This window comes from Sporosarcina sp. P3, from assembly GCF_002743415.1.
Lineage (GTDB): Bacteria > Bacillota > Bacilli > Bacillales_A > Planococcaceae > Sporosarcina > Sporosarcina ureae_A.
On record NZ_PDZE01000014.1, the window covers coordinates 67,130 to 80,149 of the forward strand.

The 13,020-nt window shown below is 42.3% G+C and carries 9 protein-coding genes, 1 rRNA gene and 1 riboswitch; all 10 genes read left to right on the plus strand.

The window, feature by feature from the left end:
• The first annotated feature begins 1 nt into the window (after position 1).
• Positions 2-1,423 carry a LutB/LldF family L-lactate oxidation iron-sulfur protein gene (locus tag CSV61_RS14630; protein ID WP_099639824.1) on the plus strand — a complete coding sequence of 474 codons (1,422 nt, stop codon included), beginning with the start codon at positions 2-4 and terminating at the stop codon, positions 1,421-1,423.
• A 2-nt stretch (positions 1,424-1,425) separates the two neighbouring features.
• The gene (locus tag CSV61_RS14635; protein WP_099639825.1) at positions 1,426-2,142 is read left to right on the plus strand and encodes a LutC/YkgG family protein; all 717 of its coding nucleotides are present in this window, start codon (positions 1,426-1,428) and stop codon (positions 2,140-2,142) included.
• A 312-nt stretch (positions 2,143-2,454) separates the two neighbouring features.
• Positions 2,455-3,924, plus strand: a complete 1,470-nt coding sequence (locus CSV61_RS14640) for a nicotinate phosphoribosyltransferase (protein ID WP_099639826.1) — start codon at positions 2,455-2,457, stop codon at positions 3,922-3,924.
• A gap of 16 nt (positions 3,925-3,940) precedes the next feature.
• A complete protein-coding gene (gene nadE, locus CSV61_RS14645) occupies positions 3,941-4,765 on the plus strand; it encodes an ammonia-dependent NAD(+) synthetase (RefSeq protein ID WP_099639827.1) in 825 nt (274 codons plus the stop codon).
• Between the two features lie 123 nt (positions 4,766-4,888).
• Entirely contained in the window at positions 4,889-5,839 is a 951-nt protein-coding gene (locus CSV61_RS14650) for an AAA family ATPase (protein ID WP_099639828.1), read from the plus strand.
• Positions 5,836-7,014: a DUF58 domain-containing protein gene (locus tag CSV61_RS14655; protein WP_099639829.1), complete on the plus strand. Its 1,179-nt coding sequence runs from the start codon at positions 5,836-5,838 to the stop codon at positions 7,012-7,014. Before CSV61_RS14650 ends, CSV61_RS14655 begins: the two co-directional genes overlap by 4 nt.
• Positions 7,011-9,179: a transglutaminase TgpA family protein gene (locus CSV61_RS14660; RefSeq protein WP_099639830.1), complete on the plus strand. Its 2,169-nt coding sequence runs from the start codon at positions 7,011-7,013 to the stop codon at positions 9,177-9,179. The genes CSV61_RS14655 and CSV61_RS14660 overlap by 4 nt, the downstream gene beginning before the upstream one ends.
• A gap of 204 nt (positions 9,180-9,383) precedes the next feature.
• Complete coding sequence (gene guaA, locus CSV61_RS14665) at positions 9,384-10,937, plus strand: glutamine-hydrolyzing GMP synthase (RefSeq protein ID WP_369824398.1); 1,554 nt, start codon at positions 9,384-9,386, stop codon at positions 10,935-10,937.
• Positions 10,937-11,038: riboswitch (purine riboswitch) on the plus strand. (Overlaps the previous gene by 1 nt.)
• A gap of 80 nt (positions 11,039-11,118) precedes the next feature.
• Positions 11,119-12,453 (plus strand): NCS2 family permease, encoded by a 1,335-nt coding sequence (locus tag CSV61_RS14670; RefSeq protein ID WP_099639831.1) that lies wholly within the window; start codon positions 11,119-11,121, stop codon positions 12,451-12,453.
• 438 nt (positions 12,454-12,891) lie between these two features.
• Positions 12,892-13,020, plus strand: a 16S ribosomal RNA gene (locus CSV61_RS14675); the annotation flags it as partial.

Sequence of the window (13,020 nt, forward strand, 5' to 3'; positions counted from 1 at the left end):
AATGGCGATGAAGTTCAGTAAGAAAAACTTTACAGATCGAACACAGGATAATATTTCAGATGATTTCATGAGACAGGCAGTGGCGGGCGCTCAAGAACGTTTGCACGGGAGAAGATTAGACGCTGCAGAAGAGTTAGGCAGTTGGGAGGAATGGCGTTCACATGGGGAGGAAATTCGTCAACATGTTCTTGAAAACTTAGATTACTATTTACATCAGCTAAGTGAAAATGTTGCACAACGCGGTGGTCATGTATTTTTCGCAAAGACTGCTGAAGAAGCCAGTGAGTATGTTCGAGATGTCGTCAACAAAAAAGACGGTAAAAAAGTCGTGAAGTCGAAATCTATGGTAACAGAAGAGATTAATTTGAATAGCGTTCTAGAAGAAGCCGGATGCGAAGTGATAGAGACAGATTTAGGGGAGTATATCCTTCAAGTAGATGATCATGATCCACCTTCTCATATAGTAGCGCCAGCGCTTCATAAAAACAGAGAACAAATTCGTGAAGTGTTTGCGGAGAAACTGGATTACCATCATACCTCTAAACCCGAAGAATTAGCTTTGCATGCACGCGAAAAACTGCGTCAAGAATTTTTGGATGCAGACATAGGCATTACAGGTTGCAACTTTGCGATAGCTGAAACCGGCTCTATTAGTCTCGTGACGAATGAAGGGAATGCACGACTAGTCTCCGCGTTGCCGAAAACTCAAATTACAGTAATGGGGATGGAGCGAGTCGTACCTTCCTTTGAAGAATTCGAAGTGCTGGTCAGTTTATTGACACGAAGTGCAGTAGGTCAAAAATTGACGAGTTATGTCACAGCGTTAACTGGCCCTAAAGAGGAAGGGGATGTAGATGGCCCTGAAGAATTTCATTTAGTCATCGTCGACAATGGTCGTTCAGAAATATTAGGTACAGAATTTCAGTCTGTGCTGCAATGTATCCGATGTGCTGCCTGTGTTAACGTATGCCCTGTTTATCGTCATATTGGCGGGCACTCATACGGCTCCATTTATTCTGGCCCGATTGGTGCTGTGCTATCACCGTTGCTTGGAGGTTACGACGATTTCAAGGAGTTGCCTTTTGCTTCCACACTATGCGGAGCGTGCACGGATGCTTGTCCGGTGAAAATCCCTCTTCATGAACTACTTCATACACATCGACGCATCATAGTGGAAGAGGAAGGTCGATCACCTATTTCCGAAAGACTAGCAATGAAAGCATTCGGAATCGGTGCTTCTTCTAATCCGTTGTACTCTATGGGCTCAAAAGTAGCCTCTACCGCCATGAAACCGTTGACGAAAAATGACCGAATTTCAAAAGGTCCAGGTCCACTGAAAGGTTGGACAGATTTACGTGAGTTCCCGGCTGTCGGAAATACGCGTTTTCGCGATTGGTTCTATGATCAGAAAGGAGGCAAATAAGTATGGCAGGATCCATTCAAAACCGTGGTCCATTTCTAGAGACCATCGCGACACAACTAGGTCGCGAACTTAAAAAGGAAATAGAAAAGCCAATCTGGAAACATCAACCTCAACGAACAGTGTTAGCCGATGCTTCAAAAGATGAATTACTCGAAGTGTTGCGTGTGCAATGTGAGCAAATTCATACGGATATTATGGAAACGACAAAAGAATCGTTGCCGGTCGCGCTGGATGAAGTCGTAAAAGCTTACGGTGGCGGACCGCTATCTCTGTGGAGAGACGAACGTTTTGAGGAATGTGGATTATCGGATCTAGTAGAGATGAAGTGGCCGTCAGAACAAATTGAAGTCCATAGTTGGGATCCTTTCATTGGAGAGAAGAATATCGCACGGGCTGAACAAGCAAACATCGGTATCACCTTTAGCGACATGACTCTCGCTGAGTCCGGCACCGTCGTACTTTTCAGTAGTGCGGACAAAGGTCGTTCCGTCAGCTTGCTCCCGACGCATTATATTGCCCTAATCCCTAAAAGCACGCTAGTCCCGAGAATTACCCAAGCGTCAGATATGATTCGAGAAAAACTAAACAATGGCGAGCAAGTCCCGTCCTGCATCAATTTTATCACTGGTCCCAGTAACTCCGCTGACATCGAAATGAACCTAGTCATTGGTGTACACGGTCCGGTCAAAGCGACGTATATAGTGATAGAAGATTGTTGAAAAAGGAGTGAGGATTGCTTTCGTTTGAAAAGTGAGTAGCTAAACCAGAAATAAATTCTATTGAAAATAAGCACACGGGACAGAAAACGAATTCCAAAATTAATTGGAATGTACTTTCTGTCTTTTTGATTCCGTAAAAAGTGAAGCATCGGGACACATGATTCGTGGTCACATCTCTTTCATATTTTATCTTTGCTAACCTTAAAAAGTTATATTTCTGAAATCGATTCGTCGGTTAATGATTACTTTGCTGAGAAACAGGGAAAATAGTGTATAATGACAATATTATTGCAGCGGAAGAAGGAGACGACTATGACTTCATCATACAAAGACGACAGCTTAGCGTTACACACAGACCTCTATCAAATTAACATGGCCGAATCGTATTGGGCGGACGGCATTCATGAACGGAAAGCCGTATTTGAAGTGTATTTCAGAAAAATTCCATTCGGTAACGGGTATGCGATATTTGCTGGCCTTGAACATGTACTGAAGTATCTAGAGGAATTTTCATTCACAGAAAGTGATCTAGCTTATTTACGAGAAGAGCTTGGGTTTGCTGATGATTTCCTCGATTATTTAAAAGGCATCCGTTTCACTGGCGACGTTTACTCCATGAAAGAAGGAGAGCTTGTTTTCGCGAATGAACCGATCATTCGGATTGAAGCGAACTTGATTGAAGCGCAATTGATCGAAACAGCCTTGTTGAATATCGTGAACTACCAGACATTGATCTGCACAAAAGCTAGCCGTATTAAGCAAGTAGTGAAAGATGACATTGTGATGGAGTTTGGAAGCCGACGCGCGCATGAAATGGATGCCGCAGTTTGGGGCGCGCGTGCAGCAGTTATTGGTGGCGTAGAGTCCACGAGCAATGTACGTGCAGGGAAACGTTTCGGACTAACTGTTTCAGGGACGCATGCACATTCGTTTGTCCAAGCGTATAAAGATGAGTACACTGCGTTCAAAGTTTACGCACAACGCCATAAAGACTGCGTATTCTTAGTGGATACGTACAATACATTAAAGATTGGTGTTCCGACAGCCATTAAAGTAGCAAAAGAGCTTGGTGACAGCATTAATTTTATCGGTGTTCGACTGGACAGCGGAGATATTGCATTCTTATCGAAAGAAACTCGCCGGATGTTAGACGAGGCAGGATTCCCGGATGCGAAAATTGTCGTATCCAATGACTTGGACGAGTATACGATTTTGAACTTGAAAGCCCAAGGAGCCCAAGTGGACATTTGGGGTATTGGAACAAAGCTGATTACAGCATATGATCAACCAGCGCTAGGAGCGGTCTATAAAATTGTCTCCATTGAAGACGATCACGGGGAAATGCAAGATACGATTAAAATCTCAGCTAACGTAGAGAAAGTCACGACACCTGGCCGTAAAAAACTATATCGAATTATTGACCTTGAAAATGGTAAAGCGGAAGGCGATTATATTACGATGCATGATGAGGATCCGACAAAGGAGGAGCGCCTCAAAATGTTCCACCCTGTGCATACATTTATCTCGAAATTTGTAACGAATTTTGAAGCGGTGAACTTACACGAGCATGTGATTCAGAATGGAAAAGTAATTTATAAAAATCCGCCAGTGTATGAAATTCGTGAATTCGCACAACGAAATCTTTCCCTACTATGGGAAGAATACCAGCGTTCGTTGAATCCTGAAGAATACCCTGTTGATCTTAGTCAGAAGTGTTGGGACAATAAGAGGCGCAATATAGAAGAAGTGCATGAAATGGTCGAGAACTATACTAAACGATGAAAAGGAAGTGGGAGCGTTGACATTGCAGCAAGAAATTATCCAAGCATTACGTGCGAAACCGGAAATCGACCCGCAGCAAGAGATCCGGACTTCCATTGACTTTATGAAAGCATATTTGAAAAAGAATACATTTTTGCAAGGATTCACTTTAGGCATATCGGGCGGTCAAGACTCTACACTAGTCGGCAAGTTGGCGCAAATGGCAGTTGACGAGCTTAATGGGGAAGAAGGGATCGAAAGGTACCGTTTCTATGCTCTTCGTTTACCATACGGTGTGCAGTTTGACGAAGACGATTGCCAGGATGCATTGAGCTTTATCAGTCCGTCGGTCGTTTATTCAGTTGATATTAAAGAAGCAGTGGATGCAAGTGAGCGGGCTATGAACAAAGCGGGTCTCCATATTTCTGATTTTGATAAAGGAAATGAAAAAGCGAGGGAACGTATGAAGGTACAATATTCTGTAGCGGCCATTCATCATTCTGTCGTTCTGGGTACAGACCACGCAGCTGAAGCAATTACTGGATTTTATACAAAGTTTGGTGATGGCTCAGCGGATCTTATGCCGATCTACCGATTGAATAAACGCCAAGGAAAACAATTATTAGAAGCGCTAGATTGCCCTCCACATTTATACAATAAAATCCCTACAGCCGACTTGGAAGACAACAAGCCTGCCATTCCAGATGAGATAGCATTAGGTGTAACGTATGATGAAATTGATGACTATCTTGAAGGAAAAGAAGTGTCGAATGAGGCACGAAAGCAAATAGAAGGGCATTATTTGAAATCAGCGCATAAACGTCATTTGCCTATTACGGTATTTGATGAGTTTTGGAAATGAAAACTGCCGACCTTTTGTAAGATAAAAGGTCGGCGGTTTTTTCTGTTTGTCGAGGTTATGCGTTTCAGGTATGATAGTCTCATATAAAAAGACGGATTCAGTTCGTGACGGGAGAGAATAATTATGCATTCACAATGGATCGAACGAGTATTGAATAATATAGAAAAAGTTATAGTTGGAAAACGTGATATAGCGGAGTTAAGCATGACGGCATTGTTAGCGGGTGGTCACGTATTACTTGAAGACGTACCGGGTGTTGGCAAGACGATGCTAGTAAGAGCGCTTGCGACTTCAATTGGCGCGAAGTTTAAGCGGATCCAATTCACACCAGACTTATTACCTTCCGATGTGTCGGGCGTGTCCATCTATAATCCGCAAACGATGCAATTTGAATTTCGTCCAGGCCCTTTGATTGGTAATATCGTTTTGGCTGATGAAATCAACCGAACATCACCTAAAACACAGGCTGCATTATTGGAAGGGATGGAAGAGGCATCGATTACGGTAGATGGAACAACTATTCAATTGCCGAAACCGTTTTTCGTAATGGCGACACAAAATCCTATTGAATATGAAGGGACCTACCCCCTACCAGAAGCACAGCTTGATCGTTTTATTTTCAAGTTAAAAATGGGTTACCCGACAAAGCAGCAAGAGATGGAATTATTGATAAGAGCGGAACGACAAACACCGATTGAGCAAATTGACGCCATTCTGACAGTGGATGAGTTACTGGAGTTACAGCGTCATGTACGAGAAGTCACAGTAGATGAAACAATTGTTTCTTATATTGTGGATTGTGCGGATGCAACCCGCCAGCATGAATCTGTTTCTTTAGGCGTAAGTCCACGAGGTTCGATGGCATTAATGAAAGCTTGTCAAGCTTACGCATTCATAAAAGGGCGCACGTTTGTCTTGCCGGACGATGTACAATATTTAGCGTCGTTTGCATTTTCGCATCGGATGATCTTACGTCCTGAAGCGAAATACGAAGGAATCGATGCTGAGGAAATAGTTGGTCAAATCCTCGAGCGTCAGCGGGTTCCTGTAATGCGCAGGTCTGCTACCTTATGAAGGGATTGCAGTCATTTGGGCGATTCGCGAGTGTCGTAGCCATTGGTACAGCTGCCTACGTTTTCGCAAAATTTCAAGGGGGCTTCGTTAGCTGGTTCATTTTCTATACGCTCATTCCATTTGTAACATATTCGGTGCTTCTTTACCTGTACCCGTTACGTGATCTAACCGTTACACGGTATATTGAAGATCGACATGTATCAAGGAATGGACAGGTATCCATTCGGGTGGTGTTAAAAAGGAACTTCCCTTTCCCTCTACTGTATGTAGTATTACTGGATAAGCGAGTGCATGCTAAGCACGAAAAGATTGAACGAAAAATTATGCTCTTAGGATTCCGGAGAACATATGAGCACATCTACTTACTGAAAAACGTTCAGCGTGGCGAATACACATTACCGACAGTAGAAGTGGAAGTAGTAGATTTTTTTAATTGGATTCGTAAAAGAAGAGTTTTTGTTGTGCAGAATCATTTTCTAGTCTATCCGAGCGTAACAGATTTGGCGTATGAATCAGCATCTTATGGGACGAGCGAAGGGCAGCAACACTCTGCTTACATGCTAGCGAAAGATGCAACTACCCCGTCCAGTATCAGAGAATACGCGCCGGGGGATCGGATCTCGTGGATTCATTGGAAATCATTTGCACGTACTTCGAAATTAATGACAAAGGAATTTGATGAACAGCGTTCAGAACAACATACGTTGTTGCTGGATTGCGGGATATCCGAAACATTTGAAGATGCAGTAGAGTTTGCCGCATCAATTGTTGTATCTGCCAGGCAGAGTCATGCCAAGTTAACCCTGATCACAGCGAGTGACCAGCCACAGGTGTTTCCGTCTATACAATCCACGGATCAGACTAGACAAGCATTAGTGCATCTTGCGAAAATTCAATCTGAAGATACACAAAAGGTGAGATTGCCGATAGAGAAAGAATTGGCTGGAGATGCTTTGTTGCTTATTACAGGAAACCTTCGCACGGAATTCGTCCGTAGTGTGTTGGCATGTACTCATCATATATCCGCACTGGTTTGCTTTGTGCTAATAACAGATGAAACGAACATAAAATCTCTAGAACCTATTGTTAATCAAGTGAAATCGCTTGGTATTACAGTGAAAATGATATATCCGTCTGATCGTTCATCAGCGTTGAAGAAGGCGGTGAATTCATGAAGAGACCCATATTGGATTGGAAAGTCCTGTTGTTTTTATATGCGCTCAGTTCTGTCTTGTTGTGGGAGTGGTTTATCCCGATTATGGATTTGACGGATTTTGGCCATCCTTCTCTATTCATCCTTTATCTAGTACTCTTTTTTGCATTGGCTTTATTGCGACTGCCATGGTGGATCAGTGGGGCGATGCAGATTCTATATATAGTATGGGCTATCCATTATATGTATTTTGATCAACTATGGATCTCTATGGCTGTGATAGGCTATATTTTGCAAGAAGTCCAACAAAATATCCTGTTGCTATTCAAAGGTGATCTCGGTGAATTATCAAATTTATTCCGTACGTTATTGTTGTTTACGCTTGTTTGGATGATCGCCTATTTACTTCGCCACTGGATTGAAGTGCGACGTAGTATGATGATGTTCTTTGGTTTTACCATACTATTTGTAGCGCTCTTGGATACGTTCACGCCTTATGATGCTACTTCGTCTATAGTAAGGATTATGATAGTAGGCTTATTAATTGTAGGTTGCCTAACATTAATTAAATTATCGGGCGATGAAAGATTGTCACTTCGTCCAAAGAGATTACTTTTGCTTTCATTGCCAGTGGTATTGATTGTGATGTCTGTCGGATTGCTAGCAAGAAATGCACCGGTATACCCTCCGGCGTGGCCAGATCCCGTGCCGTTCCTACTATCGTTAAGTGGAGCGGAAGATAACGTATCTGACAACGGACAAGCCAGAGCAGGTTATGACCCTGATGATACGCAACTAGGTGGAGCTTTCGTACAAGACAATCAATTGGTGTTCGAAGCATCCGTCGACGAACGGCAATATTGGCGTATCGAAACGAAAGATACATATACTTCAAAGGGTTGGGTGCAAGATCATGAATCAAACAAAGAGTTGCTGGATACAGGTGAAAATTTATGGGAGCCCTCGATAGAAGGGGAAGTCTCGCATGTAACATTGGATTTTGTTGAACCATTACCATTTCTTGCTACTCCCTATGGCACGACAAAGATATCCTCACCTGAAGGGTTGAACCTCATGCACGAGATGACAGCCAACCGACTATACTTGTTGATGGGTCTACAAGAAAAGATTAAACAGTATGAAATAGAGTTTGTTGAACCTACATACATCCTGTCAGATTTGCAGAAAACAGAGATGGTAAACTACGAGACGGTTCCAGAGGATTTAAATAACTATGTGCAACTACCAGAAGAATTACCAGAACGCGTGAAGGAACTGGCTTTATCGATTACTGAAAATGAAGCGGCCGTCTATGACAAAGTGAAAGCTGTAGAGCAATACTTCAAAAAGAACGGTTTTGTATATGAAACGCAAAATGTTCCGGTGCCTGATGAAGAACAAGATTATGTGGATCAATTTCTATTCGACACGAAAAAAGGTTATTGCGATAACTTCTCTACTTCTATGGCAGTCATGCTCAGGACTGTAGATATACCGACGCGTTGGGTGAAAGGATTTGCGCCAGGGGAAATGGCATTTAAAGCATCTGGAAAAAGTGTCTATCGCGTGACGAATGATGAGGCTCATTCGTGGGTAGAAGCATATATTCCTGAAATTGGATGGATGCCTTTTGAGCCAACCCTAGGTTTTACACATCCGACAGAGATCGAATTCGACAATATGAATGAAAGTATTGAAGAAGAGGAAATTGAAAAAACTGTGAAACCGGAAGTGGAAAAAAAGAAAGAACTTCCTAAGAAAACAAAGGGTTCGTCTGTGTTCGACGCATTCAAACAAAGATTTGCATGGTTGTTCAGTCAATGGTGGATTTATGCATCATTATTTGTGTTAATTATAGGAGCGAGTTTGATTGTCTATAGTAAAAGAAACAATTGGCTGCCTAAATGGCGTATAAAACAACTCAGGAAACTGCCAAACGGTCGCGCGAAATTCGAACAGCAATTCACACAGTTATTACAACAATTAGCTCGGACCGGAATGCCAAAAGATACCGCGATGACGCTTTCCAACTATGCTAGACTCGTAGATGAGCGGTACGGTGGAGATCGTATGACTGTCTTAACCCATGCGTATGAAATAGGAATATACGGGAATGACTGGGAGACGCAAGAATGGGATAAGTTGAATGAAGTATGGGAAGATTTAATTATTAGTACAACATGTTGATTTTTTAGCGAAATATGCGTAAAATATAGAACGGATGATGCAAGAAAAGTCCACGACAGATCTTGCGCTAACGAACGTCGGCTATCATCGATTAGCAGTACTTGGATTCTTTGATGGAAAAGACGCGTAGAAAGTTGACTTTCTAACGCGTCTTTTGTAGTTGAGGCTTGAAACAGTATTAAAAAATTGGAAGAGGTGGATTAGTTGTCAAATGCTCCTGTGTTAGCTGGACAAGAAAAAATTGTAGTTCTCGATTACGGTAGTAAGTATAATCAGCTCTTCACGCGTACAATTCGCGAATTCGGTGTGTATAGTGAACTACACGCCCATACAACAACAATTGAGGAAATTAAAAAAATGAATCCAGTCGGTATCGTACTTTCCGGTGGTTCAGCATCTGTTGGAGACGAGAACGCGTATGCTATCGATCCGGCAATATTCGAATTAGGCATTCCTGTATTGGGCATCAGCTACGGAGCTCAAGTACTCGTCGATCATTTAGATGGTAAGGTAGAAAAGAATTCAAGCGGCGAAAGCAAAGAAGAAACGTTGACAGTGGATACTACATCTACATTGTTTGCTGGTCAGACTGACAAACAAAACGTCTGGGTGAGCCACAGTGCTGATATTGCGGAATTACCTAAAGGATTTACTATATCCGCAAAAGATTCGGCTGGTAATATTGTAGCTATTTCAAACGACGAACAACAAATCTATGCGATTCAATTCCATCCAGAAGATTATCGTTCGGAAAACGGTAAAGATTTCTTGCGTAACTTTGTTTTTGAAATCTGTAAAGCTTCAGGAGACTGGACAATGGATCGTTTCATTGAAATAGAAGTGGAGAAGATTCGCTCAACAGTTGGTGATCGTAAAGTGCTTTGTGCGCTAAGTGGTGGAGTAGACTCTTCAGTAGTAGCTGCTTTAATCGACCGTGCAATCGGTGACCAGTTGACTTGTATTTTCGTGGACCACGGTTTGCTCCGTAAAGGCGAAGTCGAAAGTGTAGTGAAAACATTCAGCGAACAATTTAGCATGCACTTTATTAAAGTAGATGCACGCGAACGCTTCTTGAACAAGCTAGAAGGTGTTACAGACCCTGAGCAAAAGCGTAAGATTATAGGTAATGAATTTATTTACGTATTTGATGAAGAGTCCGCTAAACTAGACGGTATCAAATATTTAGCACAAGGTACAATTTATGCAGACATCATCGAGAGTGGAACTGCAACTTCTGCAACTATTAAGTCTCACCATAATGTGGGTGGTTTGCCTGAAGATATGGACTTCGAGTTAATCGAGCCATTACGTGCATTGTTTAAAGATGAAGTGCGTGCGGTAGGGGCAGAGCTTGGATTGCCTGAAGAAATCGTTAATCGTCAACCATTCCCTGGTCCAGGACTTGGAGTTCGTGTGCTTGGTGAAATTACGGAAGAGAAGCTTGAAATCGTTCGCGATGCAGACTTTATATTACGTGATGAAATCGCAAAAGCCGGACTTGATCGTTCAATCTGGCAATATTTCGCAGTATTACCGAATATCCGCAGTGTAGGTGTTCGTAACGAACAACGTTCTTACGACTATGCGGTTGGTATTAGAGCGGTTCACTCGGTAGATGGCATGACAGCAGACTGGGCTCGTATACCATTCGATGTGCTGGAAAAAATCAGCACTAGAATTACAACTGAAGTGGATCAAGTCAATCGTGTTGTGTATGATATCACGGCAAAACCACCTGGCACTATCGAGTGGGAATAAGTTAAACAACAGAATATGATCGTATAACGCTGGGAATAAGGCCTAGAAGTCTCTACCGAAACACCGTAAATGTTTCGACTACGATTCAAGATGGAAATGTAATTTCTATTGGATTAAAGAAGAGGCGTGCGAATTTATTTCGCGTGCCTCTTTTTACATAATGAGAGTAAGGAAGGTCACAATGAAAAAATATTTTGAGTTCGAAAAGCTTGGCACCAATTACCGTCGCGAAATCATCGGTGGAATTACTACGTTTTTAGCAATGGCCTATATTCTAGCTGTTAATCCAATCATGTTATCTTTGGATGTTGTACCTGATTTGCCTGATTCCATGAGAATGGATAAAGGTGCTGTGTTTGTTGCTACGGCGCTCGCAGCAGCGGTTGGAACATTATTTATGGGCTTGATAGCCAGATATCCAATCGGTTTAGCTCCAGGTATGGGGTTAAACGCATTCTTCGCTTTCACGGTAGTGTTGACTTATGGTATACCATGGCAAACAGGATTGACTGGAGTATTATTCTCAGGGTTAATCTTTATCATTCTTTCATTAACAGGTTTACGTGAAATGATCATCAATGCAATACCAGCGCAGCTGAAGTTTGCGGTAGGTGCAGGTATAGGTTTGTTCATTACATTCCTAGGTCTGCAAAACGCTAAAATTATTGTGGCGGATGAAAATACACTAGTAGGTTTAGGTGATTTAACAGCTGGTCCTACATTGCTAACGGTCTTTGGATTAGTCATTACAATTATCATGATGGTAAGGAAAATCAAAGGTGCTATTTTCTACGGAATGATTATGACCACGGTTTTGGGAATGGCGGTCAGTCTAATAGACGTGCCACACAAGGTAGTAGATAAAATTCCGTCAGTCGCTCCCACGTTTGGTGCAGCCTTTGATGCGATTCTTAACGACCCAGCTTCATTGATGACAACACAATTTCTCGTGATCGTCATCACATTCTTATTTGTAGACTTCTTCGATACAGCTGGAACACTAGTTGCAGTTGCTACACAAGCAGGTCTAATGAAGGAAGACCGACTTCCACGTGCCGGTAACGCATTGCTTGCAGATTCTTTGGCAACCGTAACAGGAGCGGTAATGGGTACATCCACTACTACTTCTTATATTGAATCCACTGCAGGTGTTGCAGCGGGTGCCAAAACAGGCTTTGCTTCCATTGTAACCGCGTTGCTATTTTTATTAGCGTTGTTCTTCTCTCCTTTGCTACTAGTCATTACACCGGCAGTTACGGCACCGGCTTTGATTATCGTAGGGGTATTGATGGTGTCGACGTTAGGAGATATAGAATGGACCCGCTTCGAAATCGCGGTTCCAGCATTCTTTACAATTATCGCCATGCCGTTGACGTACAGTATCGCAACTGGGATCGCAATCGGTTTCGTTTTCTATCCTATTACGATGCTAGTAAGCGGTAGAAGAAAAGAAATTCATCCAATTATGTATGGGCTCTTTGTGATCTTCATTTTGTATTTTATCTATATTAAGTAACGTCAAACCGCTTCCCAGTCCAATAGGGAAGCGGTTTTAACTATTTTTTAAACTACCCTCTAAGAGAGTTAATGGTATCTAATCTAAAAGAAACGAAAAAGAAATTGAAAAAGGTTGTCCAAAGTTGTTGACAGTTTAAAATGCGTCTGATATAGTAATAGAACAGTCAAGAAAGCGACTGCAACATGAACCTTGAAAACTGAACAGCAAAACGTTAACGAAATAAAGTTTGTGTATCTAACGATGACACAAACAAAATGAGTATCTTAATTGATGCCAGCAAATGAAACTCGAGCTAATCGAATTTTCATGTAACTGGTTGACGAGATGTTGTGGAGTGCTAGGAAGTGATCGAGCGAAAGTGGGAACGTACTCAAGTACGTGACTGACTGAGTGAGTGAAACTGACAACGCAATCCGCGGCATATCGTCTACCAGTATTATGGAGAGTTTGATCCTGGCTCAGGACGAACGCTGGCGGCATGCCTAATACATGCAAGTCGAGCGAACTGTTGGAAGCTTGCTTCCAACAGTTAGCGGCGGACGGGTGAGTAACACGTGGGCAACC